Here is a 26986-nt window from a genome sequence, read left to right as displayed (position 1 = left end):
GGAGGTGGTTGTCGCCGGTGCCGAACGTCCGCTGGAATGGTCCGATGGCCACCGGATTCGCTCTCACCGAACTCACCGCCCGTTACGCGCGAGCCGTCGACCGGCGCGAGGCGGCAACGCTCGCGGCGCTGTTCGACACCGACGCGACGTTCGTCCTCCCCCCGGCGCTGACGGGCACCGGCGCGTCGAGCGAACTCCGCGGCAACGCGGTGCTCGCGGGCGCCGTCGTGGACGCGGTCTCGCATCTGCACTCCACCCGGCACGTCGTCCACCAGCAGGTGATCGACGTGGACGAGTCGACGGCGTCCGGCGAGACGTACTGCACGGCGCACCACGTCTATTCGGGCCGGAACGGTTACCGCGACAACCGGATCGCATTGCGCTACCGCGACCGCTACGTACTCGGCGACGCCGGCTGGCGCTTCGTCCGGCGCGAACTGATCGTCGACTTCAGCGAGGACGTGCCGGTCACCGTGCCGGACTGAGCCCCAACCGCGCCGAGCAGGCGGCCATCTCGTCGACCACCTGGCCCAGGGACTGCGCGTGCCGGGACGCCGAGAGCACGAGCCGGCCTGCGCCCAGTTCCCGGGACCGGTCGAGCCTGGCCTCGTCCAGTCGCGGCAGGGTGGCACCCAGCACGAGGTCGACGTCGGCGGGGTCGCGTCCGGCGTCCGCTGCCGCCGCCCGCATCCGGGTGATCGCCCCGTCCAGGTCGTCGCCGGCGAGACCGAGCGGCTGGAACCCGTCCCCGAGGCGTCCCGCCCGCCGCGCGGCCGCCGGGCTGTGTCCGCCGATGTACAGCGGCACACCCGCATCCCGATGCGGTTTGGGCCAGCTGTGGGCGCCGCGGAAGGAGAAGTGCTCGCCCGAGAAGTCGACGGCGCCCGTGCCCGACCACAGCGCCCGCATCACCGCGATCGCTTCGTCGGCCACGGCACCGCGCCGGTCGAAGTCGCCGCCGCACGCCTCGATCTCCTCGCGCATCCAGCCGAGCCCGAGGCAGATGCGCAGACGTCCCCCGGACAGCCGGTCCAGGGTGGCGAGGCGTTTCGCCAGCACCACCGGGTGGTGATTGGGCAGGACCAGCACTCCCGTCGCCAGACCCAGGGTCGTCGTGGCACCGGCGACGAACGACAGCAGTTCCAGGGGGTCCGGGAGACTGCAGTCGTCGGGTAGGTGCGACTTCCCGGTTGGCGAGTACGGGTAGTCGCTCGTCGTGTCGGCGATGACGACCGAGTGCTCGACGGCCGAGATCTCGTCGAATCCGAGTGATTCGGCCGCCCGGGCGAATTCGAGTATCCACTCGGGCTCGCCCGCCCGTCCCAGTTCGACGGGAATCACCACACCCAGTTTCATGCCACCCTCACCGTCACACGTGCAGGAATCGTTGCCGGCCGTGCGTGTGGAACTCCTGCTCCAGCGCGGCCTTCTCACTGTCGGTCATCTCGTGGTACTCGGGAACACCGCGTCCCGCCCACCGGAAGACCGGATCGCCGCACCGCCAGCCCTGCTCCTGCAGCGTTCGTTTCAGCACCTTGTTCGAGCCGGTCACCGGCAGGTCCGTCGACACCCGGACGAACCGCGGGGCGGCCTTCGTGCCCAGGTCGTCCTGATCGGCGAGGAACGCAGCGAACTCCGCCGGATCGAAATCCGTGAGGTCCGACATCTCCACTGCCGCCATCACCTGATCGCCCGACCGCGGGTCGGGGACGCCGTACACGCCGGTGGCGATCACCTTCGGGTGGCGACGCAGAATCCGCTCCACCATCAACGCCGACGTATTCTCCCCGTCCACGCGGATCCAGTCGCCCTTGCGGCCGGCGAAGTAGAGGAATCCGGCCTCGTCCACGTACCCGAGGTCGCCGGTCCAGTACCAGCCGTGCCGGATGCGGTCCGCGACCGCGTCCTCGTTCTTGTAGTAGCCCTCGAACCGCGCCGCGCCGGCCTTGTCGACCATCTCGCCGATCGCCTCGTCCGGGTTGAGCACGCGCCCGTGCTCGTCGAGCCGCGCCCGGGACTTCTCTTCCCGGGTGTCCGGGTCCACGATGACGATGTTCTCGCTCGCGGGCCTGCCGAGTGCACCCTCGGGGGCGTTCGGGTCGAGCGTCACCGAACCGGCGCCTTCGCTCGATCCGTACCCCTCGTACAGTTCGGCGCCGAACCGTCGGACGAATTCGGTCTTGTCCTCGGGGGAGGCCTCGGTCCCGAAACCGCGGACGAGCGTGTTGTCCCGGTCGTCGGGCTGCTCGGGGGTGGCCATCAGATACGCCAGCGCCTTGCCGACGTACGTGAAGAACGTGGCGCCGAAGAACCGGACGTCGGGCAGGAATCCGGACGCGGTGAACTTGCGGGGCAGGCAGACGGTGGCGCCGTTGGCGAGAGCGGGCGCCCACAGGGCCATCAGCGCGTTGCCGTGGAACAGCGGCATGCAGCAGTAGTCGACGTCCTCGCGCACGTGCCCGTATTTGGCGGTGTTCGCGTAGGCCAGCCGGGCGAGGCGGCCCTGGCTGCACCGCACCGCCTTCGACGTGCCGGTGGTACCGGACGTGAACAGCAGCAGGAACAGGGTCGACGCGTCGATAGCGGGATCCTCGACCGGATCCGCGACCGCATGCGCCGCGACGAGCGCGGTGTACGCCGGGTCGTCGACGAGCAGGAACCGGTCCTCCGGCAGTCCGAGGTCGAGACCGGCGAGCTGCGCCTTCCCTGCGGTGTCCGTCACGATCAGCTGGCAGTCGACGTACCGGATCTCGGCCTCGAGTTCTGCCCCGCGGCGGGTCGGGTTGATCCCGACGACGGTGGCTCCGGCGAGGGCCGCGCCGCCGAGCCAGAACAGGAACTCGGGGGTGTTCTCGAGCAGGACACCGATGTGGAACGGACCGTCGCGCCGCAGCGTGGACGCGACGGCCCCGCGGGCCGCACTCTCGTGCACGACCTCGTTCCACGTCCAATCCTGTTCGCGGGTGCGGACTCCCAGCCGGTCGTCGCCCAGCCGGTCGAGCAGCATCCGGGCGATCGTGGTGCGTTCCAACGCCATCTCTCCTGTCGACACGGTGCCCGCGCTCACGGCACGCGGAGCACGCAGTGGGTGCCACCGTAGATCGCCGTCATGCATTTGTTGCAGTGAATGCACAGACCGGGGTTGTGCGTCTCCTCCGTGATCCGGTTGACGAGGTCGGGTTCCCGCAGCAGTGCCCGTGCGACGGCCACGAACTGGAAGCCTTCCGCCATCGCCAGGTCCATGGTCGCCTTCCCGGTGATGCCGCCGAGCAGGACCAGTGGCATTCTCACGGCGGCCCTGATCTGGCGGGCGTCCTCGAGAAGGTAGGCGTCGCGGTAGGGGTATTCCTTCAGGAAGTGCTTACCCACCAGCCGGATTCCCAGTTTCGTCGGCTGCGGCATCACGGCGGCGAACTCACGGAGCGGCGCGTCGCCCTTGAACAGATACATCGGATTCAGAAGGGAACTGCCCGCGGTGAGCTCGAGCGCGTCCAGCGATCCGTCCCGTTCGAGCCACTGCGCCACCTGGATGGCCTCGTCCACCCAGAAGCCGCCGGGCACACCGTCGTCCATGCTCAGCTTCGCGAGGATCGCGATCCGGTCTCCCACCGCATCGCGGACGGCGCGGGCGGTCTCGAGTGCGAACCGGGCCCGGTTCGCCAGGGATCCGCCGTACTCGTCCGTGCGCTTGTTGACCTTCGGGCTGAGAAACGAGCTGATCAGGTAATTGTGGCCGAAATGGATCTCGACGGCGTCGAACCCGGCCTCCACCGCGCGGCGGGCCGCGTTCGCGTGTGCCTCGACGATCCTCGTGATATCCGCCGCGGTGGCCGGCGTGGAGAAGTTCTGCGTGGTCATCCGGAACGCGCGGGACGGCCCCAGCGCCGGGTACCCGATGTACTTCGAGGCCGCGACCGGTCCCGCGTGGCCGATCTGCGCCGACACCGCTGCGCCCTCGGCGTGGATGGCGTCGGTCAGCTTCCGCAGGCCCGGCATCGTCTCGTCGGTCCATTGAATCTGGCCGGGCGCCGTCCGTCCGTCGGGAGCAACCGCGCAGTACGCGACGGTCGTCATGCCCACGCCTCCGGCGGCGGGCTGCCGATGGAAGTCGATGAGCTCGTCGGTGACCAGACCCTTCGGGGTCAGACCCTCGAACGTCGCGGCCTTGATCACGCGGTTGCGTAGAGTGATCGGCCCCAGCCTGGCCGGGGCGAGCGGATCGACCTTCACTGTGGGCGGGTCGAGATCTATCGTCATATGTGTTCCTCCAGCTGCGATTCGCTGTCGAACGTAACGGCGCCGGGACGTCGCGGATCGCGGCAGTCTCGCTGAGTGGTAACCACGTCCGGGCGCCCGTCACGGCGTGCCATCTTGTGTCGGTACGAGTGCCCGAGGACGAAAGGTCGCCCCGATGACTGCCCCCACAGATCCACAGTTGCACCTGGATCAGGTGATGTCCCGTCTCACCGGCCCCGGTGGCCGGTTCGAACTCGTCGAGGAGCCGGTGCTCGGCACCCGGATGCCGGTGATGAAGCACCGCGGACGCTCGGTCGGCGAACTCCTCACCACCTCGCTCCGGTGGGGCGACCGCGACTACCTCGTCACCGCCGACCGCCGGCTGTCGTACACCGAGCATGCCGCCGCGGTCGCTGCCCTGGCGACGGCGCTGCGCGAGGACCACGGCGTCGGCAAGGGTGATCGCGTCGCGATCCTGGCTGCGAACACCCCCGAGTGGGTGATCGCGTTCTGGGCCACGCAGGTGCTCGGCGCCATCAGCGTCGGATTGAACGGCTGGTGGGTTCCGCGGGAGGTCGAGTACGGGCTCGCCCACAGCCGTCCGACCGTGGTGATCGCCGACGCGAAACGCGCCGAGACGCTCGCCGCCGTCGGCACCGATCTCCCCGTCCTCACGATGGAACAGGATCTGCCCGCGATCTTCGCGCGGTACGCCGGTTCCCCGATGCCGCACACCGACGTCGACGAGGACGATCCGGCCGCCATCCTCTACACCAGCGGCACGAGCGGCAGGCCCAAGGGCGCGTTGCACTCGCAGCGCAACATTCTGGCCGTCGTCGACTACCACCGGTTCAGCGACGCGGTGGTCGGCGAATTCAGTGGGCGGCCCGTCGATCCGGCGGTGCCGAGTCCGCAGCGCTACCTCCTGACCTCTCCCCTGTTCCACATCGCGAGCCTGCACAATCTGGTGATTCCGCGGCTGGCGACCGGCGGTGCCGTCGTCATGCACCAGGGTGGATTCGACGTCGACGCCGTGCTCCGTCTCGTCGAGCGCGAACGCGTCACCAACTGGGGTGCGGTGCCCACCATGGCGTCCCGCCTGGTCGAGCACGACAACCTCGACCGGTACGACCTGTCGTCGCTCACGTCGTTCTCGCTGGCGTCCGCACCGTCGTCGGTCGCATTCAAGGAACGGCTGCGCGAGAAGGTGCCGTTCGCCCGCAACGCGCTCGTGGACAGTTACGGACTCACCGAGTGCAGTACCGCGATCGCCGTCGCCACCGCCCCCGAACTCGAGCAGTTCCCGGGCACTCTGGGGCGGCCGATCATCACGGTGAGCATGGAGATCCGCGACCCGTACGGGGAGTGGCTGCCCGACGGCGTCGAGGGTGAGGTGTGCGTCCGCAGTCCGTTCGTGATGCTCGGCTACTGGGAGGACGAGGCCGCCACCGCCGCCGCGATCGCCCCCGGCCGCTGGCTCCGGACCGGCGACTACGGACTCGTCGAGAACGGTCGCCTGCGTCTCACCGGGCGGCGCTCGGATCTGATCCTGCGGGGCGGCGAGAACGTGTACCCCACCGAGATCGAGCAGTGCCTCGACGAACACCCCGACGTGCTCGAATGCGCGGTGATCGGGACGCCGCACCAGGACCTGGGGCAGGAGGTGTCGGCCGTCGTGGTCCTGCGACCGGGCGCCGCGACCACTGAGGCGGAACTGCGCGCGTACGCGTCCGAGAGACTGTCGTATTTCAAGGTCCCGACGCGGTGGAAGATCACCTCGGACCTGTTGCCCCGCAACGCGACCGGCAAGATGATCCGCCGCGGCATCGCCGTCTGACCATCAGACCCTGACGCCGAATGTCACCGTGGTGCAGTCGAACTGCACCACGGTGACATTCGGCGAGCGAGAGGTATCCGATCAACGCGGGCGGGGCACGGTCCTGTCGACGAACAGTCCTTCCACCGAGACGCACACCTGCCCGTCCGCGGTGCGGATGTCGCCGGCGGTGGTGATCTTGCGGCCGTCCACCGACATCAGCTTCCCGCTGAGGGTGAGCGGTTCGAACAGCGGGGTCGGACGGTGGTAGCGGGTGCTCAATTGTGCTGTCATACCCGCCTTTCCGGCCCACGCGTTGGCGACGCCGAGGACGTGGTCGAGCAGCAGTGCGGACACACCGCCGTGCACGTGTCCGGGCGGGCCCTGGTACGGAATGGTCAGTGTGACGGTGCCCCGGACCGATCCGTCGGACAGTCCCTCGAGGACGAGCGGCGGCGCGATCGCGTTCTCGGGCCCGGTCACGGGATCGTGCCGGGTGACGCCCTCGCCGTTCCACATGTCGATGAGCCGCTCGGCGACCGCGGGGGCGTGCTCCTCGAGGTGCCCGGCGATGCTGTTCAATTCCTCGGCGACGCGGTCGAGGTTGGCGTTGTCCCGGTCGGTGCGCAGCAGCGCGTCGACCACCCGCCGGGCCGCCTCGGTCGCCCGGTCCACGGCGGATCCGTCGGGCGGCGACGTCAGCACCGTCCCCGACGGGCTGGTCTCGCAGGTGGGGTGCGTGCCGACGCTCACTCGCTCACCTCCATCGTCGCGTGGGTCAGTACCGACTGTCCGTCGCGGTCGGGGCAGGTGGCACGCAACGTGAGTCGGTCGCCGTTCCGCCAGACCGCGGTCTCCACCGTCTCACCCGGGTACACCGACCCGGCGAACCGCACCGCATAGTGGCGCAGGCGGGTGGGATCGCCGTCCAGCACCCCGTCGACGACGGACTTGCACACCACACCGTACGACGCGAGCCCGTGCAGGATCGGCCGGTCGAACCCGGCGGCGGCCGCGAAATCGGGGTCGGCATGCAACGGGTTGAGGTCGCCGCTGAGCCGGTAGAGCAGCGCCTGCGCCGGCCCGGTGCGCGACACGAGCACCTTGTCCGGTTCCCGGTCCGGCACCGTGGCCACCGACTCGGGCCCCGGGGAGCCGCCGAACCCGCCCTCATCGCGGGCCCAGATCTGCATCCCCGAGGTCCACAACGGGTTCCCGTCCGAGTCGGTGGCCGTCTGTTCGAGCACGACGACGGCGGCCCTGCCCTTGTCCCACACGTCGGCGACCCGCGAGGACAGCCGGGCCGTGCCCGACGCCGGAATCGGCGCATGCACGGTGAGCGACTGCCCGCCGTGCAGGATCTTGCGCAGGTCGATGTCGATGCCGGGCAGCGCCATGCCGGCCGGGGGTATCGCGCGCGCCGAGATTCCCTGCCCCGCCACCACCGCGAAGGTCGGCAGAACCTGCAGGTTCTTCTCGTACACCCAGCGCAGTTCGGCGGGGTCCAGCGCATTCTCGCCGGCGCCGAGCCCGAGGTGGTAGAGGATCACGTCGCGTTCGGTCCACGACACCTCCCGCACCGTCGGGTCGCTGTTCAGAGCCACGTCCCTGTCGATCGCCATGTCGGTCCTCACTCACTTTCCGGGTTCGGGGTCGCGGGGCAGACCCAGCAGGCGTTCGCCGATGATGTTGAGCTGGACGTTGGTGGTGCCGCCCGCGATCGACATGCACTGCGCGTTCAGGAACATCTGCGTGTCCGACGTGCGGGGCTGATCACCGAGCAGGGCTCGCGGTCCCGCCCAGTCCATCGCCACCTCCCACACCTGCTGGATGTGTTCGACACCGAGGAGTTTCGCGACCGACGACTCGGCGCCCGGTTGGCCCCCCGCGAGGGACCGCAGTGTGGTGCGCAGACCCATCAGCCCACCGGCCTGCGCGTCGCAGAGGACCTTGCCGAGCACGGTCAGCTGCTCGTCGTCGATGCCGCCGGGCAGCTCCCCGGCCAGGGTCAGCAGCGCCTCACCGCCGGAACCCAGCGAGGAGTCGTGCGACAGCGACACCCGTTCGTTGGCGAGGGTGGTACGGGCCAGCTTCCAGCCGTCACCCGCTTCGCCCACCACGAGGTCGTCGGGCACGAACACGTCGTCGAAGAACACCTCGTTGAAGAGTGCCTCGCCGGTGATCTCCCGCAGCGGCCGGATGTCGAGGCCGTTGCTGCCTCTCATGTCGATCAGGAAGTACGACAGGCCCTTGTGTTTGGGCGCCGACGCGTCGGTGCGGGCGAGGCAGATGCCCCAGTCCGCGTCGCGGGCCATCGACGTCCACACCTTCTGCCCCTGCAGCACCCAGCCGCCGTCCACCTTCGTGGCCCGGGTACTCAGGCCCGCGAGGTCCGATCCGGCCCCGGGTTCGGAGAACAGCTGGCACCACACGAGGTCGCCGCGCAGCGACGGGGGCACGAAGCGATGCACCTGTTCTTCGCTGCCGTGCGCGATGAGTGTGGGCACCACCCAGTTCCCGATGATCATGTCGTGGGGCCTCAGCGTGGCCGCGCGCAGTTCCTCCGCGATCACGAGTTGTTCCACGGCGCCCGCTCCCCTACCCCACGGCGCGGGCAGATGCGGTGCGGTGTAGCCCTTCTCGGCCAGGTACGTCACTCGCTCGCTCTCGCTCAGCGCGGCAGCGGGCACCAGGTCCGTGCGCACGTCGGCGCGGATACCTTCCGCTTCCGGGGGCAGGTCGACGCCGAGCACCCGGCGTGTGCCACCGAGGGTCGCCCGGGCCACCCGCCGCCGCCACGACGCGGTGGACCCGAGCAGGATCCGCAGCGACTGCGCCCGGCGCAGGTACAGGTGGGCGTCGTGTTCCCACGTGTAGCCGATGCCGCCGAGTACCTGGATGCAGTCCCTGGTGACGGTGAACGCCGCGTCGAGGGCGGTGGCCCCCGCGACCGCGACCGCGAGCGACGCCTCGGCCGCGCCCGTGCCGGGCGACGTCGCGCGGGCCGCGTCCCAGGCGCACACCCTGGCCTGCTCGGCACGGCACAGCATCCGGGCCACCGTGTGTTTCACACCCTGGAACTGGCCGATGGGGCGACCGAACTGCTGACGCACCTTCGCGTAGTCGGCGGCGGTGGTCACGGCCCAATCGGCGACACCCGACGCCTCGGCGGCGAACAGGGTAGCGGCCAGATCGAGAACACGCTGCGAATCGATTTGCAGGACTTCGGATTCGACGAGTTCGACTGCGTTCACCGCGGCGATCGCGTTGCGGCGCACCAGGTCGTGGCTGGGCAGGTCGGTGACGTCGAGCCGGTCGCGGGTGAGCGCCACGAACACGGTGTCGTCACCGTCCCGGGCCGCGAGCAGGAACAGGTCGCCGACCTGCCCACCGAGTACGTACCCGGACTCGCCGTCCAACGTCAGTGCTCCGCCGTTCCGGACGAGACGCAGTGTGCCCGGCTGCAGGGCGACCGCCCCGAGGGTCGAACCGTCGGCGAGGCCGGAGAGCGCAGCGGTGTCGCCTGCCTCGTGCAGGACGGCGCCGAGCAGCACGGTCGGGAGATAGGGACCGGGCAGCAGCACCCGGCCGAGTTCCTCGGTGGCCACCGCCAGTTCCACGAGCCCGCATCCCGCGCCGCCGACCTCCTCCGGCAGGTGCAGTCCGAGTACGCCCAGGTCCGCCAGCGACGCCCAGAACTGCGGTCGCTGCTCGGTCTTGGCCTCGACGGCCTCGCGGAGGACGGCGGGTGTCACGGTGCGTGCGGCCCACCCTCGCACCGAGTCGCGCATATCGCGCTCTTCTTCGGTCAATCCCATTGTCATGTCGGCCTCGTCGGTGCTCGTCGATTGGTCGGGGGTCAGATGCGTTCGATGACGGTCGCGGTGGACAGTGCACCGCCCGCACACATCGTGATCAGCGCGGTGGAGGTGTCGGACCGCTCCAATTCGTGCAGGGCGGTGGTGATCAGCCGGGCGCCCGTGGAGCCCACCGGGTGGCCGAGCGCGATGGCACCGCCGTTGACGTTCACCTTCGACATGTCGGCGCCGTGGACCTGCGCCCAGGACAGCACGACGGACGCGAACGCCTCGTTGATCTCGACGAGATCGATGTCGCCCAGCGACATTCCGGCGCGGGCGAGGACCATCCGCGTCGACTCGATCGGCCCGTCGAGGTGGTAGTAGGGGTCGGAGCCGACCATGCCGGACGCGACGATCCTCGCGCGCGGCCGCAATCCGAGTGCGCGGGCACGGTCCTCGTCCATGAGCAGGACGGCGGCGGCGCCGTCGCTGATCTGGGAGGAGTTGCCCGCGGTGTGGATGTGGCCGTCGATCACCGGTTTCAGGGCCGACAGGGCCTCCGCCGTCGTCTCCCGCAGTCCCCCGTCCCGGGTGACCACCGCGACGTCACCGGTCGGTGCGCCGGCCTTGTCCACGACGGGCGCGGTGACGGGGACGATCTCGCGGTCGAACCGCCCTTCCGCCCACGCTTGGGCGGCGCGTCGTTGCGACTCGAGGCCGAGAGCGTCGACGTCACCACGCTTGATCCCGCGCACATCGGCGATCCGCTGCGCTGAGGTGAATTGATCGCCCATGTCGATCGACCAGCCGTCGGGGTACGGATTGCCCGTCTCCGGTGTGGCGGCCTGACCGAGGAACACCCGGCTCATCGCCTCGACACCGCACCCGATTCCGGCGGAGATCTGGCCGGACGCGATGAGACCCGCCACGACGTGGACGGCCTGCTGGGACGACCCGCAGGCGCAGTCGAGCGACGTGGCCGCCGTCGTGTACGGCAGTCCGGCGTGCAGCCACGCCTGCCGGGTCACGTTGTTGGACTGTTCGCCCGCCTGCGTCACACATCCGCCGACGACCTGACCGATGTCCTCCGGGGCGACGCCCGCCCGCTCGAGGACGCCTCGCTGGGCGGCGCCGAGCAGTTCGGCCGGGTGCAGCCCGGACAGAGCGCCGCGGCGGCGGCCGATCGGTGTCCGTGCCGCGTCGACGATGACGGCGTTACCCATGTTCTGCTCCTCGGGTTCTTCTGGCTCGCGGACTCGTCCGCGGCTCATTATTGGAATTTATTCTATTTCTGAGAACGCAGCAATACCCTTTTCCATACGAAGAAAGCTCTACCGCAGGTCAGGGCAAGAGAATGAATTTCAGCTCGGAGGCGCCGGCGCCACAGCCTCCGGCGTACGAGCGGTCAGCGGTGCGACAAGTTGACCAGCAGGAGGTCGCAGGCCTTGCGAATGTCGGACTCGGCGTCGGGAATCGAGACGCGGCCGTTGAGGCACGACTGGATCACGCCGAACCACAACTGCACCAGCAGGCGCAGTGCCGTCAGATCTTCCTCGGTCGGGTGTTCGATCCCCGCGGCATCCAGCATGATCTGCCGGAATGCCCGGTCGACCTTCCCGGCGTCCGGCACGGACGCGACGTTGGCGGTGCTCGTCGACTGGATCATCGCCGTGGACAGGGCGGGGCGCCGCAGCAGACCCCGGGTGGCCCGGACCAGCACGTTGTACACCGCGTCCTGCGGTGACTCCCCCGGAGGCGCGGTCTTCCTGAACCCGACGCCCATCCGATCGATCTGATCGACCATCACCGCGACGAACAGGTGCGTCTTGGACGGGAAGTACCGGTAGAGCGTGCCGATGGCGACACCCGCGCGTTTGGCCACCTCATGCATCTGGACGCGAGCGAGTTCCTTCTCCGTGGCCAGTTCGACGGCGGCCTCGAGCATGCGGACGTGACGGGCCCGCTGTTCTTCCGAACTCGGTTCGGCAGCATCCCGCGCTTCGGCGATTCTCGGCACCCTCGATCCCCCTTCACTCCGCGCACAGCCCCGGATCCGGTGTCGATTCTCGCATTGGATCGGGAAAGCATCGAATTACGTCCGGTGAGTGGGACCGCCCGTGCCGCGCAACGCCCGGATGCGATTGCGTGATACCCCACGACTGGGCCTCCAGTCTCCACTGACCATCAACGGAGGAAACGACGATGCAGGACTGGACAACCGAGTGCGACGTGCTGGTGGTCGGTTCGGGCGGCGGCGCCCTGACCGGCGCTTACACGGCCGCTTCGCAGGGTTTGCGCACCCTCGTCCTCGAGAAGACCCCACTGTTCGGCGGGACGTCCGCGTATTCCGGCGCCGCGGTGTGGCTGCCGGGCACCGCGGTACAGGAACGCGCCGGGATCGGTGACTCCACGGACAAGGCCCGCACCTACCTGCGCGCGGTGGTCGGCGACGTGGAGATCGACCGTCAAGAGGCGTACGTGTCGACCGCACCCGACGTCGTGGCACTTCTCGAATCCGATCCCCACATCGAATTCGAGTGGCGCCCGTTCCCCGACTACTACAAGGCGCCCGGTCGCATGGACTACGGCCGCGCGATCAATCCGCTCGACCTGCCGGGCGACGAGATCGGGGATCTGCGCGAGGTCATCCGCCCCGAAGCCGACGTCGACCGTGCCGGCGACCCGCACCCCGAGGGAACGCTGAACGGCGGCCGCGCCCTGATCGGCCGTCTCCTCATGGCCCTGTACGGCACCGGGCACGCGGAACTGCGCACCGAGACCGCAGCCCGTTCGCTGATCGTCGAGAACGGCCGGGTCGTCGGCGCCGTGGCGACAGATGCGGCCGGTGAGACGATCCGTATCCGGGCGACGCGCGGCGTGCTCCTCGCGGCCGGCGGCATCGAGGGCAGCTCCACCCTCCGCACCGACAACGGCACCCCGGGCAAGGCGGAATGGAGCATGGGCCCGCGCGGCGCGAACACCGGCGACCTCCTGCAGGCGGCGGTGGAGGTCGGCGCGGACACCGCTCTCCTCGAGGAGGCGTGGTGGTGCCCCGGCGTCGAACTTCCGGACGGCTCGGGCGCTTTCATGGTGGGGGTGCGGGGCGGAATTCTGGTCGACACGTCCGGCGAGCGGTACCTCAACGAATCACTGCCGTACGACCAGTTCGGTCGCGCGATGATCGAGCACGACAGCAGCAGTTCGTATCTCGTGTTCGACTCGAAGGAGGGCGGGCCCGTGTTGCCGGCCATCTCCATTCCGAACATCTCCGCCGAGAAGCATCTCGCGGCGGGCACCTGGGACTCGGCGGACACGATCGAGGAACTCGCGGAGAAGATCGACGTCCCCGCGGACGCGTTGCGCCGCACCGTCGAACAGTTCAACGATTTCGCCAAGCATGGCGTCGACGAGGCGTTCCACCGGGGTGAGGATCCGTACGACAACTTCTTCTGCCCTCCGGGCGCGGGCGCGGACGCCCCGCCGAACCCGGCACTGAGCCCGGTGTCGCAGGGCCCGTTCCACGCGGCCCGCATCGTCCTCAGCGACCTCGGCACCAAGGGCGGTGTCCGGACCGACGCCGACGCCCGGGTCCTGCGCGCCGACGGCACGGCCATCGACGGACTGTATGCGGCCGGGAACACGAGCGCCTCCCTCAGCGGCCGGTTCTATCCGGGCCCGGGCGTGCCGCTCGGCACCGCAATGGTGTTCTCCTACCGGGCAGTTCAGCACATGCGGAGCTGACTAGACGAGGTTGTCCTCCACCGGGAGCCCGAACGCGCCCCTGCCGAACAGGGCGAGGGCGCGTTCGGGCTCGTTCGCCACGTGCACGCTGCCCGCGTGGGCGTCGCGCCACGACCGTTCGATGGCGTTGCCGCGCGACAGCGAACTCCCACCGGCCGTCTTGAACAGCAGGTCGATCGCGTCGAGGGCACGCTCGGTGGCCCGCACCTGGTCGCGGCGCACCCGCAGCCGCAGACTCACGGGGAGTTCCGCGCCGTCCTCCGCCAGTTCCCACAGGTCCCGCACGTTGCGATCCATCTGCAGTATGGCGGCGTCGATCTCCGACGACGCCCGGGCCACCGCCACCTGCGCGAACTGGTCGTCGACGAATCTGCCACCACCGAGGCTGAGCCGCACCCGTTCCCGCATGAACGTCAGATAGCGTTCGTAGCACCCCGCGACCACGCCGACCCCGGGCGCCGCGACGGCAGTGGTGAACAGGGTGGCGAACGGCATCCGGTACAGCGGCCCGCGATTCACCTTCTGCCCGGGTCCGCGCAGTTGCGCCGTCTCGTAATTCCGCTTGATCCGGTGTTCGGGAACGAACACGCCCTCGGCGCTGATCTCGTTGCTGGCGGTGCCGCGCATCCCCACCACGTCCCACACGTCGTGGATCCGGTAGTCCGAGCGCGGCACCAGCGCCGTCAGGAAATCGACCGGGCGACCCTCGGCCCCGACCAGCATCGCGCCGAGCAGCGCCCACGACGCGTGTTCGCAGCCGGAGGAGAAGTGCCAGTCCCCGGTCAGGAGATATCCGCCGTCCACCGGGACGAGCCGCCCGACGGGCGCGTAGGCGGACGACACGAGAACCGAATCGTCGTGGCCCCACACGTCGTGCTGTGCGCGGTCGTCGAACAGGGCCAGGTGCCACGGGTGCACACCGAGCACGGACGCCAGCCACCCCGTCGAACCGCACACACCGGACACGGCGCGCACCACCTCGTAGAAGTGCACCGGATTGCTCTCCGTGCCGCCGTACCGCCGGGGCTGCAGCATCTTGAACACTCCGGCGTCGCCGAGCTCGCGGATCACCTGTTCGGACACCCGCCGGGACTCGTCGACCTTGTCCGCGCACTCCGCGATCATCGGCAGCAGACCACGGACCGATCGGAGGACCTCGTTCGTCATCTGTCGGAGGGTAGGGCCATCGCTCCCGCACATGGATATGCGTCTCGCTCAACGGGAAACGCGCCCCGCCGGACGGTCCCGTCCAGTGGGACCACAGGATTCGGGCCGTCTCCGCTCACTTAGCGTGCAGGGCACCGCACAAGCCCAGGAGAGGACGGGACGCATCGTGACCACCCAACAGTCCGACACAGTCGAGGTACGCGAAATCGACACCGGCGCAGCGCCCACCCGATTCGCCCGTGGATGGCACTGCCTCGGGTTGTCCGAGGATTTCAAGGACGGCAAGCCCCACTCCGTCGACGCATTCGGCACCAAGCTCGTCGTCTTCGCCGACAGCGCCGGCGATCTCGCCGTCCTCGACGGGTACTGCCGGCACATGGGCGGCGACCTCAGCCAGGGCACGGTCAAGGGCGACGAGGTGGCGTGCCCGTTCCACGACTGGCGCTGGGGAAGCAACGGCCGCTGCAAGAAGATTCCGTACGCGCGCCGGGTGCCACCGCTCGCCCGGACCCGGTCGTGGCACGCGCTCGACCAGGACGGGATGCTGTTCGTATGGAACGACCCGGAGGGCAACCCTCCGCCCGCGGACGTCACGATTCCCCGCATCGACGGGGCGCTCGACGACGAGTGGACGGACTGGGTGTGGTACCGGACCACGGTCGACACCAACTGCCGGGAGGTGGTCGACAACATCGTCGACATGGCGCACTTCTTCTACGTGCACTTCTCGTTTCCCACCTACTTCAAGAACGTCTTCGAGGGCCACGTGGCCAGCCAGTTCATGCGCGGGCAGGCCCGTGAGGACATGCGCCCGCAGGCGTCGGGCCAGCCCAAGATGGTCGGGAGCCGCTCGGATGCCACCTATTTCGGTCCGTCGTTCATGGTCGACGACCTGACGTACGAGTACGAGACCCACGACGTCGACTCCGTGCTGATCAACTGCCACTACCCCGTCAGCGCCGACAAGTTCGTGCTGCAGTACGGCATCATCGTCAAGAAATCGACGGAACTGGGTGGCGACGCGGCGGCCGAGATGGCGAAGAACTTCGGCACGTTCATCGCGAAGGGCTTCGAACAGGACATCGAGATCTGGAAGAACAAGACCCGCATCGAGAACCCGCTGCTGTGCGAGGAGGACGGCCCGGTCTACCAGCTGCGACGCTGGTACGAGCAGTTCTACGTCGACGCCGCCGCGGTGACCCCGCAGATGACCGAGCGGTTCGAGTTCGAACTCGACACCACCCGCCCCGTGGAGTCGTGGAAGCGCGAAGTCGACGAGAATCTCGCGCGAAAGGTGCGCGAAGCCGATGCAGCCGCTGCAGTGCACTGAGTGCGGCGCGCGCGTCCTGGTCCAGAAGAACAGCTGGGAACACACGTCCATTCAGTGGGACGACGCCGCCCGCGCGACCTGCCGCGAGATCGACAGCGCCGGGCCGGGGCGCCCCGGCGCTCCCCGCACGGGGTGCGCGGCGCTGACCGCGACGATCACCCAGGCCGCGGAAGCAGGGGCCGTCCCGGTGCGCGACCACGACCCGGTGCCGACTCCTGTCGTCGTCCCCTGAACGAATTCGAAGGAGAACACATCATGATCGACTTCGATCACTACGGCCCGTGGGCCGTCATCGCAGGCGGCTCCGAGGGCGTCGGCGCGAGTTTCGCCGAAGAACTGGGTAGGGCGGGGATCAATCTCGTCCTCGTCGCGCGCAAGCCTCGACCGCTCGAGGAGACCGCGGACAAGGTCCGCGCTCACGGGATCGAGGTCCGCACCCTCGCCCTCGATCTCCTCGACCCGGACGCACTCGACCGGATCCGCGCCGCGACCGACGACGTCGAGGTGGGCCTGCTGATCTTCAACGCCGGTGCCAACAGTTACGGGCACGAGTTCGTCAGCGGAGACCTCACCGGCTTCCAGCGTGTCATCGACCTGAACATCACCTCTCAGCTGCACGTTTCGCAGCACTTCGGCGCGAGGATGAAGGACCGCGGCCGGGGCGGCATCATGCTGGTCGGCTCGCTGGCCGGGTATCTGGGTTCGGAGGACCAGAGCATCTACGCCGCATCCAAGGCGTTCGGCCGGATCTTCGCGGAGAGCCTCTGGCTGGAACTCGCACCGTTCGGCGTGCACGTGGTCGAACTGGTCCTCGGTGTCACCCGCACGCCGGCGATGGTCCGGGCGGGCCTGAATTTCGATCTTCCCGGGATGAATGTCGCCGAGCCCGAAGACGTTGCCCGGGAGGGGCTCGCGCACCTCGCCGACGGCCCGGTGTGGGTGGCGGGCGGCAACTACGATGCGGCCCGGAAGCGCAGCGGCTTCCCCCGCGACGCACTCGTGCGCGGGGCGGCCGAGGGCATGCGAAAGCTCCTGGGCCGCCGCTAGCGCGCGTCAGAGAGTGGTGACCAGTCCGCCGTCGATCACGAAATCGGACCCCGTCACGTTGCCCGCCCGGCCGCTCGCGAGGAACACGACGAGGTCCGCCACCTCGTCGGGGCGGGTGAACCGGCCCGTGACGGCCTGTTTCGCGACACCCTCCGCCACGGCCGACGGATCGCCGCCCGCGGCCCGCGCCACCGTGGCGGCCACCCCGTCGTCCCCGAGCCACAATGCGGTCGACACCGGTCCGGGACTGACGGTGTTCACCCGAATGCCGAGCGGTCCCACCTCTTTCGACAGCGCCTTCGAGAAGTTGGTGAGCGCTGCCTTGGACGCGCAGTAGTCGATGACGGTGGGATCGGGCAGGAAACTGTTGACCGAACTGGTGGTCACGATGCTGCCCCGGCCCGCGGCGATCATCGGGGGCAGAGCGGCCCGGATCGTCCGCACCGCCGACATCAGGTTGAGATTCATCGTCGTGATCCAGTCCTCGTCGGTCACGTCGAGGAAGCCGGAGAGTCTCGGATGGGCGGCTCCGACGTTGTTGACGACGACGCCGAGACTGCCGCGTGCGGTGGCGGCGGCGACGAGTTCGCCCGGACCGGCGGGCGTCGACAGGTCGACGCTCACCGCCTCCACGGTTCCGCCGCGGACGAGTTCGTCCAGTTCGGGGCTGGGCGACCGTGCGCCCGCCACCACGAAGGCGCCTTCCGCGGCCAGCGCGCGGGTGATGGCGAGCCCGATACCCTTGCTGGCTCCGGTGACCACGGCGACGGTGTCGTGCAGCGCGAGATCCACGGGTTCCTCCTGACGTCGGCGGAGCACCCCCTCCGGTCACGCTAGCCGAAATGGTGCCGACCGCGCTGCGGGCGAGTAATCTCAGCCCCGAAGGGCCAGGCCACGGCGTCGCTCGTCGTACGACAGTGCCTGTCGTCGTGCGAGTGTTCTTAGCGCGCAGGTCCCTTCACCCCTGACCGCTGGGTTCCGTCCTGACTCGGGAGACGAGCGATGCGACTTCTTCGACTTCGAACCGCCCTGGCCGCGTGCGCGATCGCCGTCGCAGGCACGGTGACCGTGGGGGCCGGACCGGCTCTCGCCCAGGATCGGCCGACGGTGGTGCTGGTGCACGGCGCGTTCGCCGACACGACAAGTTGGGATGCGGTGGCGGCGAACCTCCGCGGTCGAGGGTATGAAGTCGTGGTCCCGGACAACCCGTTGCGCGGACCGGCGTACGACTCCGCCGCCATCGAGAAGGTGCTCGCGGACATCCCGGGGCCGGTGGTGCTCGTCGGCCACTCGTACGGCGGCGCCGTCATCACCAACGTGCATTCCCCGAACGTCGAGGCTCTCGTGTATGTGGCGGCGTTCGCCCCGGCGCAGGGCGAGCCGGTCATGCTGAACCTCGACCCGATCCGGTTCCCCGGCAGCCAATTGCTTCCGCCGGTGCTGCAGGTGAAGGTCGTCGAGAACGATCCCACCGGAATCGCGGGCAGAAACCTCGACGGCTACATCAACCCGGCCGACTTCCATCGAGTGTTCGCCCCCGACGTGTCGGACGCGACGGCCGCCGATATGCTGGCGCACCAGCGGTCGGCAGCGCTGGTGGCGAACCTCGAACCGAGCGGGCCGCCCTCGTGGGCGTCGACTCCCAGCTGGGCCATGGTCGCTCAGAACGATCAGGTGATTCCGGCGGCGTCCGAGCGGTTCATGGCTACCCGGGCGGGGGCGCAGATCACGGAGATTCCCGCGTCGCACGCCGTCCTCGTGTCTCAGCCTGCCGCCGTCGCCGACCTCGTGGTGCAGGCAGACCAGGCGACCCCGTAACTCCCCCGCCGTGAACGCGCCCGAACGATCGGCACCGGACGACGGGAGCCTCGCCCACCGCGTCCAGAAGATGGTCGGACGTGATCCGCACGAGGAGCACCGTGCGGCAACACCGTTGGAGTTGCTGTTCGATCTGACGTTCGTCGTCGCGTTCGGTGTCGCGGGCAATCAGTTCGCGCACCTCCTCGCCGAAGGACACGTCGCCGCCGGGCTGGCGGGATTCTCGTTCGCGATGTTCTCGATCATCTGGGCGTGGATCAACTTCTCCTGGTTCGCCTCCGCCTACGACACCGACGACTGGATCTACCGGGTCACCACCATGATCCAGATGATCGGCGTCGTCATCCTGGCGCTCGGCATGCCGCCGATGTTCGCGTCCATCGACCGCGGAGTCGAACTCGACAATTCGGTGATGGTGTCCGGGTACATCGTCATGCGCGTGGCGATGGTGTTCCAGTGGTTGCGCGCCGCCCGGCACGACCCCGACCACCGCTCCGCGTCGCTGACCTATGTCACGACACTCGTTCTCGCGCAGATCGGCTGGGTCGCCTTGGTGGTCGCACCGCTCACCGTCGAGTACGCGTTCGGCCTCGGCGTGATACTCATCCTCTTCGAGATGAGCGGCCCCGTCATCGCCGAACGGTACAAGGGCGGAACACCCTGGCACGCACACCACATCGTCGAGCGTCACGGCCTGCTCGTGATCATCACGCTCGGCGAGGGGGTGATCGGCACCGTGACCTCGCTGTCCGCCGTCGTCGATCACCAGGGCTGGACGCTGGACGCGATACTCGTCGCGGTCGCGGGCATCGGACTCACGTTCGGACTGTGGTGGGTCTACTACACGCTGCCCTCGGCGGAGATACTCGAGGTGTACCGCAACCGATCGTTCGTGTGGGGATACAGCCACATCGCGCTCTTCGCGTCCCTGGCCGCGGTGGGCGCCGGGCTGCACGTGGCCGCCTACTACATCGAACACGCCTCCCACCTCGGCGCGACGGCAACGGTGCTCGCCGTCGCCGGGCCCGTCGCGATCTTCCTCGCGGGCGTGTACCTGCTGTACACGTACCTGCTCCGGGTTCCCGACCCGTTCCACATCCTGCTCCTCGTCCTGACCGCGGCGACGATCGCGCTCGCCCTGGTGCTGGCGGCGCAGGGCGTGTCGATGGCGTGGTGCCTGATCGTGGTGATGCTGGCACCGGTCGTCACCGTCGTCGGATACGAATTGCTCGGGCACGCTCACGAGGCACGGGCGTTGGAGGTCGCGCTCGGGAGCGCGGACGCCGGTGCCGGCGAGGAGCGCGAGGGCCAGCGCTAAGACCAGGGCGTCACCGGCCGCGGCCGGGCCACACCGTCGACGACCATATCGAGTCGCTCGTCGAAGAACGCCATGAGCCCCCGCACTTCCGACGCGTCGACGAGCGGCTCGTCGTAACGCCATGCGATGTCGTCGAGCACGCCGTCGGCGATGACGACGGACGAGTACGCGGCCTCACCCTTGTAGGCACAGTAGGTTGTCGTCGTACTCGGTCGCAGTTCCGCGACGACGTCTTCGGGCGGCAGGTAGTAGCGGACCGGCAGCATCGTCTCGAACAGCAGTCGAGCCCGCCGGGTGTCGGCGAGGAGTGTGTCGCCCAGCATCACCCGGACGTGCCGGGACGTGCGGCGGACGTCGATGCGCTGGAACGGGTCGTGCGGATGCCCGACGATCTCGTCGTCCTCCTCCAGCCAGCGGTCGAAGCCGCCGAAGTCGAGCACCACATAGCCGCTCAGATCCGGGTCGGCGGGCAGGAAACCCGCCGCCGACCGGGCGCCGGTGCGGATCTCCACGGGCTCGCCCTCCGTGCTGCGCACCGAGAACGGCACCCGCGGATCGAGTACCCGCATCGTCGTCACGTCCGGCAGGGCGAACCCGACGTCGCCGGCCTCGTCCGCCCGCGCCGCGCCGGGCGGCTGAGGTGACAACTCCGCGGCGACGTCCTCCGCGGGCACCGCATACGTGGGAACGACACGCCTCGGTTCCCAGACCAGAACCGCACGGTCGCTGTCGACCACCGTGACCCCGTTCAGCACGGCGCGGATCCGTTTCGCCGTCGGCTCGTAGCGAAGCTCGCGCAACTGGCGTCCGATGGTGTCTCGCAGTCGCAGGCCCATGAGTTCGAGACTAGGCCGCGTCAGCGGGTCAGGCCGAGGGAAGCGATGAGGTCCTCGTGGAATTCGAACCATACGCGGTGGCAGGAGTCGAGGTCGGTCGCGGCGATCCAGGCGGGGTCGGTGCCTGCCCGGTCGACGGCGTCGGCGAACCGCCGGTGATAGCCGGCGAACCGGTCCAGGTCCGCGACCAGTCGGGTCTCGAGTTCGGCCAGCGCATGCGCAGCGGATTCCAGCCGGTCGATCGTCTCGTCGAGCGTCACGGTCGTCTCGCCGATGCCCATCTCGGTCAGCTGCCAGGCGGTGCACGCGTCCGCCACGGAGACGTTGTGTGGCAGGAAGTCCCGGTGGACCTGCACCACCACGGCGCGGGCGCCGCACTCGTCGAGGTCGGCGGCGAGCAGGCGCTCGCCGTGAACCTTTCCCGTGTCGGTGAGGGACCAGCCGCCGTCCCCGGCGAAGTCGGTGTGGGTGACCCAGCCCCGGGCCTCCGCATCGAGGAGGTGCTCGGCGACCGGCCCCGGAGGCAGGGCGAACCGGGCGGCGATCCGCGCGGTCTCCGCGTAGCCCAGGATCCGCACGGCGTGCAGCACCAGGATGTCGGCCGGGGTGCGGTGCGTCATCGGGGCCTCCCGGTTCGGACCTGCCCGTGGGTGCCGTCCACGCGGACCGGCTCGTCCTCGGTCAGGGTGGTCATCGCCCCCGCCGCAGCCACGACCGCGGGGATGCCCAACTCGCGGGCCAGGATCGCGGCGTGCGCGGCCATCCCGCCGCTCTCGGTGACCACCGCGCAGGCGAGGGCGAACAGCGGGGTCCACGCCGGCGACGTCGTGCGGCAGACCAGCACGTCGCCCGGACGAAAGCATCCGAAGTCGTCCGGACCCGCGATGATCCGCGCAGGCCCGACCGCGGTGCCGGGGCCGGCCGCGATTCCGGTCAGGAGTACCTCGCCGGCGCCACTCCGGGATTCGCCCGGCGGTGGCATCGCTCAGGCCTCCGCGTCGCGGTCGCCGGCCCGGGAGGCGACCCGGTTCAGGCGTTGCTGGGCGGCCTGCGCCGAACCCAGGCCGAGCGCCTCCGCGATGTGCGGCCAGGTCATTCCACTGCCCCGGGCAGCGAACAGCAGACCGGCCTCGATCTGGTCGAGCTCCACCCGGGCCGACGCCAGCAGCCGCAGCCCGGCCTCGAGCACGGCCGGGCCCGTGTCCTCGGCATCCCCGGCCCACACCGCGAACCGGACGAGGTCGGTGTCCGAACGGGGCTGCCGGGGATGCTCCCACGGACGCCGCTCGAGTCGCGCAGCACCGGCCTCGTTCAGCGTCGCGCGTGCCCGGTCGAGTTCGGCCGCGTGGGTCTGGTCGTCGGTGGTCACCCCACCACCCCACACCCTCAACAGTCTGTTGTCAACATTCTGTTGAGGGCGTGCCGTCACGGCGTGTCAGCGAGCGAGGATCCCGGCGACGAACTCCTGCGCGTCCTGCTGCGCCGCCCCGATCGTCCCGCGGTGGTCGACACCCTCGTACGTCCGGTACGTCAGTTCGTTCCCGTTGTCCTGCAACGTCTTCACCATCAGATCCGTCGACGGCTTGCTCACCACCCGGTCGCCGGAACTCTGCGCGACCAGCGTCGGGACCTGCACGTGGACCCTCGACGGCTCCTGGCGCCCCAGGTAGTCGGTCAGCGGTCCCAGATCGGCGTCGGGGCGGAAGACCTGATCGGCGGGCACGGGCGGCACCTTGCGGATGTCGTCGATGCACCCGGTCCGCGCGGCCGTCAGGAGCGGTTGCGCCTGCGCCGTCAGCAACGCCGACGGGTCGATGGCCGGATCCGCGGCCTGGGCGCCGAGGAGGATCAGCGGGAGGAACGACTCGGCCGCTTCGATACCCGGAACACCCGAGCGGAAGTACTGCGGCGTCTGATCGAGCCCGTTGCCGGGGGCGATTGCCACGGCGCCACCGAGATTCAGCTCCGGCGCGCGTTCCGCGCCCTGCGCCGCGGTGAACAGCGCCGCCTGGCCGCCCTGGCTGTGACCGATCACGAACCACGTCGTGCCGACGGCCGGGTCCATGTCGCGGGCGGCGCGGACGATGTCCACGACGGCGTTCGCCTCCGTGTCGCCGTTGACGTACGGGTGGATACCCGGCGTTCCCAGACCCTGGTAGTCCGTGCTCACCACGGCGTATCCCTTCGCGACCCAGTCGTCGAGGGACGCATTCACCCCGGTGAGATAACTGTGGGCGGGGCCGCCCACGAAATCCGCGGACGGGGCGCAGGCGTCCGCGACACCCGTCGTGCCGTGCGCCCAACTGATCACCGGATACCCGCCCTCGGGTGCGGGTGTGCGGGGAATCGACACCGTGCCCGACACCACGACCGGGTCGCCGTTGCCGTCCTGCGACGCGTAGGTGATCACCTCGTTCCGTCCGGCGCTCGGCAGTGCCGGACCGTCGTCGACGGCCCGGGACGACAGAAGCTGGCCCGGCCGGAGCACACCCGGGTCCGTCGCCGTCTCGGATGACGCAGTGGAACAAGCACTTCCGCCGAGGAGAACGAGCGCGGCCATCGCGCCGATCCGGGCGCGCGACGCCGTCACGAGAACGCCGCCAGCGGCTCGGAACCCGACCAGTCGTGACCCCAGTAGCTGTCCGCGGTGATCTCCTCCGCGGTGTAGTGCGCCTCGTCGACGAGCATGCCCTCGGTGCCGAACTCGAGGTCCCAGCCGCCGGGGGCGCGTACGTAGAACGACACCATGCGGTCGTTGGTGTGACGGCCGAGGGTCGACGAGATCGAGAATCCGAGCTTGCCGAGCCGGTCGAGAGCCTGGCCGACGGCGTCGAGGGAGTCGACCTCCGTCATCAGGTGCACCATCCCGGGTTCGCCGCTGTGCGGCGCCGGGCACAACGCGAGACTGTGATGGCGCTGGTTGACGCCCATGAACCGCACCCGGCGGGCCGGTCCCGGGGCGTCGGCCGGTCCGAGCCGGATCGCGCCGCGGGGCAGGAAACCCAGCACCTCGGTGTAGAACGTGTAGGCCTCCTCGAACGCCGGCGTCGGGAGGACCACGTGCCCCAGTCCCTGCGCGCCCGTGACGAAGCGGCCCCCGTGCGGAGTAACGACCGGACTGTGGTCGAGCACGGGCCCGAAGAACACCTCCACCCGGGTGCCGGACGGATCGTCGAACGCGATCACCTGCTCGGCGTCGCGGTAGCGCGAGTCCTCCTCCGAGAGCACGGTCACCTCGACACCGGCCTTCTCGACGGCCTCGCGCACCCGCTGCAGGGCGAACTGGTCGCGCACCTCCCACCCCACGGCGAGAGCTTTGTCCGTGTCGCCGGGCAGGACGATCAGCCGGGACCGTCGCTCGTCGACGCGCAGGTACAGGCCGTCCGGCTCGGGGCCGGACCCCTCGGCCATGCCCAGCCCGTCCACCACCAGCTCACGCCAGCGTGGCACGTCCTTCGTCTGGATCCGCAGGTAGCCGAGCCCTCGGATGTCGGTCATGTGGAAGTCCTTTCCTGGAGGCGGCTCCGCCGCCCGTGCGCCTTTCTGGTTGCTGGAACTACCAAAAAGGCGCACGGGCGCGAAGCGCCTAGATCATGGAGCGGTGGATGCCCTGGGGTTCTCCGCCGAGCTGGGTCAGAGCCGAGGAGTGGAAGATCGATCCGGGCACGTGGATGGCGTGGGAGAGGCCGGCGTGGGCGTCGCGCCAGAAGCGTTGCATGGGTGTCTTCAGTTGCAGCGCACCGCCGCCGGAGCGGGCGAAGATCTCGTCCACCGCGCGCACTGCCCGCCACGCGGCGGCGGTCTGGGTGCGCCGGCCGATGGAGCGCAGTTCGAACGACACCTCCCGGCCCTTCTCGGTCATGTCCCAGAACCGGTCGACCGTCTCGAGGATCGCCGCGCGCGACGCCGCGATCTCCGCGGCCGCCTCGCCGATCGCGAACAGCACATACGGGTCTTCCTTGATCGCGGTGCCGGAGACGGTGATGCGTTCGCGCTGCGCGTTCAGGTGGCAGGCCAGCGCGCCCTCGGCGATGCCGATGAGCGAGGACGTGATGCCGAGCGGGAAGATGCAGGAGAACGGGAAGTTGTACAGCGTCTGGGTGCGGCCGAACTCCTTCGGCGCGGACCCGTCGAACACCTTGTCGGCCTGCAGCGTCCGGTGCTGCGGGATGAACGCATCCTTGACGATCAGGTCCTTGGATCCGGTGCCGCGCAGTCCGACGACGTTCCAGCTGTCCTGGTCGATGTCGTAATCCGAGCGCGGGAGCAGCACGTGCAGGATCTTCGGGGGCATCACGCGGTTGCCGTCCCGGTCGCCGACCGCGGCGCCGATCATGACCCACCCGCAGTGGTCGGTGCCCGACGAGAACGACCACCGTCCGTTGAGGACGTAGCCGCCGTCGGTCGGCACGGCCACGCCCATCGGGGCGTACGGCGAGGCCATCCACATGTCGGAATCCTCGCCCCACACCTCGTCCTGCGCCGTGCGGTCGAAGAACGCCAGCTCCCAGGGGTGGACGCCGACGATGCCGCTGACCCAGCCCGCGGCCCCGTCGATGGCGCCGATGCCCATCGCGGTCTCCGCGAACTCGCGCGGATGCGATTCGTAGCCCCCGTACTCCTTGGGCTGCAGCATCCGCATCACTCCGGAGTCGCGCAACCGTTTCGCGGACGTGTCGGACAGGCGCATCAGCCTGTCGCCCTCGGCGCCTTCCGCGCGGATCTCGTCCGCGTACTGTTCGATCCTGTCAAGAACCTGGCCCATGATGATCTCGGCTTTCTGGTGTCGGTACCCGGCGAAACGCCTAGGCGGACTTCTTCTCGGCGACTGCGGCTTCCGCGGACTTCCGGTCCGCGAGACCGAGGGCGATCTCGATCAGCTGGTCCTCCTGACCGCCGACCAGCTTGCGCCTGCCGGCCTCGATGAGGATCTCCGCACCGGATACCCCGTACCGGCGGGCGTGGGAATCCGCGTGCTTGAGGAAGCTCGAGTACACACCGGCGTAGCCCATGGTCAGCGACAGCCGGTCGAGCAGGCAGTCGTCGTCCATGATCGGCCGGACGACGTCCTCGGCCGCGTCGATGATCTTCAGAGTGTCGATGCCCGTGCGGATCCCGAGTTTCTCGGCGACGGCGGCGAACGCCTCGACCGGGGTGTTGCCGGCTCCGGCGCCGAAACGCCGGGTGGATCCGTCGATCTGCAGGGCGCCGGCCTCGACGGCGAGCACCGAGTTGGCGACACCGAGGCCGAGGTTCTCGTGCCCGTGGAAGCCGACCTGCGCGTCGTCGCCGAGTTCGGTGACCAGTGCGGACACCCGGTCGCCGACGGCATTCATGATCAGGGCCCCGGCCGAGTCGACGACGTAGACGCACTGGCAGCCGGCGTCGGCCATGATCCGGGCCTGCTTCGCGAGGACCTCCGGCGGCTGACTGTGCGACATCATCAGGAACCCGACCGTCTCCAGCCCGAGGTCGCGGGCGAGACCGAAGTGCTGGACGGAGATGTCGGCCTCGGTGCAGTGTGTGGCGATGCGGCAGATGCTCGCGCCGTTGTCGGCGGCCTCGCGGATGTCGGACTGGACACCCAGCCCGGGGAGCATGAGGAACGCGATCTTCGCCTGCTTCGCCGTCTCCACCGCGGCCTTGATCAGCTCCTGTTCCGGGGTGTGGCTGAAGCCGTAGTTGAACGAGGAGCCGCCGAGTCCGTCGCCGTGCGTGACCTCGATGACCGGGACCCCGGCGGCGTCGAGCGCCCCGACGATGGAGCGGACGTGTTCGACGGTGAACTGGTGGCGCTTGGCGTGGGAGCCGTCGCGCAGCGACGAGTCCGTCACCCGGATGTCGAGATCAGCACTGTAGGGCATCGGTAGTCCTTCG

At 69.4% G+C, this 26986-nt stretch carries 26 protein-coding genes; 8 read left to right on the top strand and 18 right to left on the bottom strand.

Annotation, left to right across the window (positions count from 1 at the left end):
- The first annotated feature begins 44 nt into the window (after positions 1-44).
- The gene (locus ACFTWF_RS26845) at positions 45-485 is read left to right on the top strand and encodes a nuclear transport factor 2 family protein (RefSeq protein ID WP_378464184.1); all 441 of its coding nucleotides are present in this window, start codon (positions 45-47) and stop codon (positions 483-485) included.
- Here the strand turns inward: ACFTWF_RS26845 and ACFTWF_RS26840 are convergent.
- Genes ACFTWF_RS26840 through ACFTWF_RS26830 form a run of 3 tightly spaced genes read right to left on the bottom strand, consistent with a single transcriptional unit; the run spans position 469 to position 4257 of the window.
- Positions 469-1356 carry an LLM class F420-dependent oxidoreductase gene (locus ACFTWF_RS26840; RefSeq protein WP_378464183.1) on the bottom strand — a complete coding sequence of 296 codons (888 nt, stop codon included), beginning with the start codon at positions 1354-1356 and terminating at the stop codon, positions 469-471. The genes ACFTWF_RS26845 and ACFTWF_RS26840 overlap by 17 nt on opposite strands.
- Positions 1357-1369: 13 nt before the next feature.
- A complete protein-coding gene (locus ACFTWF_RS26835) occupies positions 1370-3037 on the bottom strand; it encodes an AMP-binding protein (protein WP_378464182.1) in 1668 nt (555 codons plus the stop codon).
- 26 nt (positions 3038-3063) lie between these two features.
- Positions 3064-4257, bottom strand: coding sequence for an NADH:flavin oxidoreductase (locus ACFTWF_RS26830; protein ID WP_378464181.1), 1194 nt, complete (start codon positions 4255-4257; stop codon positions 3064-3066).
- Positions 4258-4411: 154 nt separating this feature from the next.
- Here ACFTWF_RS26830 and ACFTWF_RS26825 point away from each other — a divergent pair, with 154 nt between their 5' ends.
- Complete coding sequence (locus ACFTWF_RS26825) at positions 4412-6073, top strand: class I adenylate-forming enzyme family protein (protein WP_378464180.1); 1662 nt, start codon at positions 4412-4414, stop codon at positions 6071-6073.
- Between the two features lie 81 nt (positions 6074-6154).
- Here the strand turns inward: ACFTWF_RS26825 and ACFTWF_RS26820 are convergent, their stop codons facing one another.
- The 5 genes from ACFTWF_RS26820 to ACFTWF_RS26800 all read right to left on the bottom strand — a co-directional run bounded on the left by ACFTWF_RS26820 (position 6155) and on the right by ACFTWF_RS26800 (position 11869).
- The gene (locus ACFTWF_RS26820) at positions 6155-6805 is read right to left on the bottom strand and encodes a PaaI family thioesterase (protein WP_378464179.1); all 651 of its coding nucleotides are present in this window, start codon (positions 6803-6805) and stop codon (positions 6155-6157) included.
- A complete protein-coding gene (locus ACFTWF_RS26815) occupies positions 6802-7674 on the bottom strand; it encodes a MaoC/PaaZ C-terminal domain-containing protein (RefSeq protein WP_378464178.1) in 873 nt (290 codons plus the stop codon). Before ACFTWF_RS26815 ends, ACFTWF_RS26820 begins: the two co-directional genes overlap by 4 nt.
- Positions 7675-7686: 12 nt before the next feature.
- Positions 7687-9876 carry an acyl-CoA dehydrogenase gene (locus ACFTWF_RS26810; RefSeq protein ID WP_378464177.1) on the bottom strand — a complete coding sequence of 730 codons (2190 nt, stop codon included), beginning with the start codon at positions 9874-9876 and terminating at the stop codon, positions 7687-7689.
- Between the two features lie 35 nt (positions 9877-9911).
- Entirely contained in the window at positions 9912-11075 is a 1164-nt protein-coding gene (locus ACFTWF_RS26805) for a steroid 3-ketoacyl-CoA thiolase (RefSeq protein WP_378464176.1), read from the bottom strand.
- A 182-nt stretch (positions 11076-11257) separates the two neighbouring features.
- Positions 11258-11869 (bottom strand): TetR family transcriptional regulator, encoded by a 612-nt coding sequence (locus tag ACFTWF_RS26800; RefSeq protein WP_185728483.1) that lies wholly within the window; start codon positions 11867-11869, stop codon positions 11258-11260.
- A gap of 185 nt (positions 11870-12054) precedes the next feature.
- Between ACFTWF_RS26800 and ACFTWF_RS26795 the strand changes: the two genes are divergently transcribed.
- Positions 12055-13593 carry an FAD-dependent oxidoreductase gene (locus ACFTWF_RS26795; RefSeq protein ID WP_378464175.1) on the top strand — a complete coding sequence of 513 codons (1539 nt, stop codon included), beginning with the start codon at positions 12055-12057 and terminating at the stop codon, positions 13591-13593.
- On the opposite strand, the gene hsaA is transcribed toward ACFTWF_RS26795, so the two are convergent.
- The gene (gene hsaA, locus ACFTWF_RS26790) at positions 13594-14760 is read right to left on the bottom strand and encodes a 3-hydroxy-9,10-secoandrosta-1,3,5(10)-triene-9,17-dione monooxygenase oxygenase subunit (protein WP_378464174.1); all 1167 of its coding nucleotides are present in this window, start codon (positions 14758-14760) and stop codon (positions 13594-13596) included.
- A gap of 166 nt (positions 14761-14926) precedes the next feature.
- Between hsaA and ACFTWF_RS26785 the strand changes: the two genes are divergently transcribed.
- From ACFTWF_RS26785 to ACFTWF_RS26775, 3 genes are read left to right on the top strand one after another with little or no spacing between them, the layout of a single operon-like run.
- Positions 14927-16090: a Rieske 2Fe-2S domain-containing protein gene (locus tag ACFTWF_RS26785; RefSeq protein ID WP_378464173.1), complete on the top strand. Its 1164-nt coding sequence runs from the start codon at positions 14927-14929 to the stop codon at positions 16088-16090.
- Complete coding sequence (locus ACFTWF_RS26780) at positions 16068-16322, top strand: hypothetical protein (protein WP_378464172.1); 255 nt, start codon at positions 16068-16070, stop codon at positions 16320-16322. The genes ACFTWF_RS26785 and ACFTWF_RS26780 overlap by 23 nt, the downstream gene beginning before the upstream one ends.
- 23 nt (positions 16323-16345) lie before the next feature.
- Entirely contained in the window at positions 16346-17137 is a 792-nt protein-coding gene (locus ACFTWF_RS26775) for an SDR family NAD(P)-dependent oxidoreductase (RefSeq protein ID WP_378464171.1), read from the top strand.
- A gap of 6 nt (positions 17138-17143) precedes the next feature.
- Here ACFTWF_RS26775 and ACFTWF_RS26770 read toward each other — a convergent pair whose 3' ends face one another.
- Complete coding sequence (locus tag ACFTWF_RS26770; RefSeq protein ID WP_378464170.1) at positions 17144-17929, bottom strand: SDR family NAD(P)-dependent oxidoreductase; 786 nt, start codon at positions 17927-17929, stop codon at positions 17144-17146.
- A 210-nt stretch (positions 17930-18139) separates the two neighbouring features.
- On the opposite strand from ACFTWF_RS26770, the gene ACFTWF_RS26765 reads away from it, so the two are divergent.
- Both ACFTWF_RS26765 and ACFTWF_RS26760 read left to right on the top strand, forming a co-directional pair.
- The gene (locus ACFTWF_RS26765) at positions 18140-18955 is read left to right on the top strand and encodes an alpha/beta fold hydrolase (RefSeq protein ID WP_378464169.1); all 816 of its coding nucleotides are present in this window, start codon (positions 18140-18142) and stop codon (positions 18953-18955) included.
- A gap of 70 nt (positions 18956-19025) precedes the next feature.
- Positions 19026-20273, top strand: coding sequence for a low temperature requirement protein A (locus ACFTWF_RS26760; RefSeq protein WP_378464209.1), 1248 nt, complete (start codon positions 19026-19028; stop codon positions 20271-20273).
- Here the strand turns inward: ACFTWF_RS26760 and ACFTWF_RS26755 are convergent.
- From ACFTWF_RS26755 to dmpG, 8 genes are all read right to left on the bottom strand, one after another.
- On the bottom strand, positions 20270-21109 hold the full coding sequence (locus ACFTWF_RS26755; protein WP_378464168.1) for a DUF427 domain-containing protein: 840 nt from the start codon (positions 21107-21109) through the stop codon (positions 20270-20272). The two genes, ACFTWF_RS26760 and ACFTWF_RS26755, sit on opposite strands and share 4 nt — an antisense overlap.
- Before the next feature lie 20 nt (positions 21110-21129).
- Positions 21130-21729, bottom strand: coding sequence for a hypothetical protein (locus tag ACFTWF_RS26750; RefSeq protein WP_378464167.1), 600 nt, complete (start codon positions 21727-21729; stop codon positions 21130-21132).
- Positions 21726-22091 (bottom strand): PEP-utilizing enzyme, encoded by a 366-nt coding sequence (locus ACFTWF_RS26745; protein ID WP_378464166.1) that lies wholly within the window; start codon positions 22089-22091, stop codon positions 21726-21728. Before ACFTWF_RS26745 ends, ACFTWF_RS26750 begins: the two co-directional genes overlap by 4 nt.
- Positions 22092-22094: 3 nt before the next feature.
- Positions 22095-22478 carry a hypothetical protein gene (locus ACFTWF_RS26740; protein ID WP_378464165.1) on the bottom strand — a complete coding sequence of 128 codons (384 nt, stop codon included), beginning with the start codon at positions 22476-22478 and terminating at the stop codon, positions 22095-22097.
- A 66-nt stretch (positions 22479-22544) separates the two neighbouring features.
- Positions 22545-23699, bottom strand: a complete 1155-nt coding sequence (locus tag ACFTWF_RS26735) for an alpha/beta hydrolase family protein (protein WP_378464164.1) — start codon at positions 23697-23699, stop codon at positions 22545-22547.
- A complete protein-coding gene (gene bphC / locus ACFTWF_RS26730; protein ID WP_378464163.1) occupies positions 23696-24607 on the bottom strand; it encodes a biphenyl-2,3-diol 1,2-dioxygenase in 912 nt (303 codons plus the stop codon). The genes ACFTWF_RS26735 and bphC overlap by 4 nt, the downstream gene beginning before the upstream one ends.
- Before the next feature lie 88 nt (positions 24608-24695).
- Positions 24696-25874 carry a hydroxylase gene (locus ACFTWF_RS26725; protein ID WP_378464162.1) on the bottom strand — a complete coding sequence of 393 codons (1179 nt, stop codon included), beginning with the start codon at positions 25872-25874 and terminating at the stop codon, positions 24696-24698.
- A 40-nt stretch (positions 25875-25914) separates the two neighbouring features.
- Positions 25915-26973 (bottom strand): 4-hydroxy-2-oxovalerate aldolase, encoded by a 1059-nt coding sequence (gene dmpG / locus ACFTWF_RS26720; protein ID WP_378464161.1) that lies wholly within the window; start codon positions 26971-26973, stop codon positions 25915-25917.
- Between the last annotated feature and the right edge of the window lie 13 nt (positions 26974-26986).

It is taken from the genome of Rhodococcus sp. NPDC056960 (assembly GCF_042674125.1).
Lineage (GTDB): Bacteria > Actinomycetota > Actinomycetes > Mycobacteriales > Mycobacteriaceae > Rhodococcus_F.
This window is presented reverse-complemented; position numbering and strand designations above follow the sequence as displayed.

What these genes read in the sequence shown, in the direction of transcription:
- hsaA (WP_378464174.1), bottom strand. Translation starts at nt 14,760, where the DNA reads ATGACGAACGAGGTCCTCCGATCGGTCCGTGGTCTGCTGCCGATGATC.
- ACFTWF_RS26725 (WP_378464162.1), bottom strand. Translation starts at nt 25,874, where the DNA reads ATGGGCCAGGTTCTTGACAGGATCGAACAGTACGCGGACGAGATCCGC.
- ACFTWF_RS26835 (WP_378464182.1), bottom strand. Translation starts at nt 3,037, where the DNA reads ATGGCGTTGGAACGCACCACGATCGCCCGGATGCTGCTCGACCGGCTG.
- dmpG (WP_378464161.1), bottom strand. Translation starts at nt 26,973, where the DNA reads ATGCCCTACAGTGCTGATCTCGACATCCGGGTGACGGACTCGTCGCTG.
- ACFTWF_RS26805 (WP_378464176.1), bottom strand. Translation starts at nt 11,075, where the DNA reads ATGGGTAACGCCGTCATCGTCGACGCGGCACGGACACCGATCGGCCGC.
- ACFTWF_RS26845 (WP_378464184.1), top strand. Translation starts at nt 45, where the DNA reads ATGGCCACCGGATTCGCTCTCACCGAACTCACCGCCCGTTACGCGCGA.
- ACFTWF_RS26815 (WP_378464178.1), bottom strand. Translation starts at nt 7,674, where the DNA reads ATGGCGATCGACAGGGACGTGGCTCTGAACAGCGACCCGACGGTGCGG.
- ACFTWF_RS26760 (WP_378464209.1), top strand. Translation starts at nt 19,026, where the DNA reads ATGGTCGGACGTGATCCGCACGAGGAGCACCGTGCGGCAACACCGTTG.
- ACFTWF_RS26795 (WP_378464175.1), top strand. Translation starts at nt 12,055, where the DNA reads ATGCAGGACTGGACAACCGAGTGCGACGTGCTGGTGGTCGGTTCGGGC.
- ACFTWF_RS26750 (WP_378464167.1), bottom strand. Translation starts at nt 21,729, where the DNA reads ATGACGCACCGCACCCCGGCCGACATCCTGGTGCTGCACGCCGTGCGG.
- ACFTWF_RS26745 (WP_378464166.1), bottom strand. Translation starts at nt 22,091, where the DNA reads ATGCCACCGCCGGGCGAATCCCGGAGTGGCGCCGGCGAGGTACTCCTG.
- ACFTWF_RS26825 (WP_378464180.1), top strand. Translation starts at nt 4,412, where the DNA reads ATGACTGCCCCCACAGATCCACAGTTGCACCTGGATCAGGTGATGTCC.
- ACFTWF_RS26830 (WP_378464181.1), bottom strand. Translation starts at nt 4,257, where the DNA reads ATGACGATAGATCTCGACCCGCCCACAGTGAAGGTCGATCCGCTCGCC.
- ACFTWF_RS26755 (WP_378464168.1), bottom strand. Translation starts at nt 21,109, where the DNA reads ATGGGCCTGCGACTGCGAGACACCATCGGACGCCAGTTGCGCGAGCTT.
- ACFTWF_RS26775 (WP_378464171.1), top strand. Translation starts at nt 16,346, where the DNA reads ATGATCGACTTCGATCACTACGGCCCGTGGGCCGTCATCGCAGGCGGC.
- ACFTWF_RS26780 (WP_378464172.1), top strand. Translation starts at nt 16,068, where the DNA reads ATGCAGCCGCTGCAGTGCACTGAGTGCGGCGCGCGCGTCCTGGTCCAG.
- bphC (WP_378464163.1), bottom strand. Translation starts at nt 24,607, where the DNA reads ATGACCGACATCCGAGGGCTCGGCTACCTGCGGATCCAGACGAAGGAC.
- ACFTWF_RS26840 (WP_378464183.1), bottom strand. Translation starts at nt 1,356, where the DNA reads ATGAAACTGGGTGTGGTGATTCCCGTCGAACTGGGACGGGCGGGCGAG.
- ACFTWF_RS26765 (WP_378464169.1), top strand. Translation starts at nt 18,140, where the DNA reads ATGCGACTTCTTCGACTTCGAACCGCCCTGGCCGCGTGCGCGATCGCC.
- ACFTWF_RS26810 (WP_378464177.1), bottom strand. Translation starts at nt 9,876, where the DNA reads ATGACAATGGGATTGACCGAAGAAGAGCGCGATATGCGCGACTCGGTG.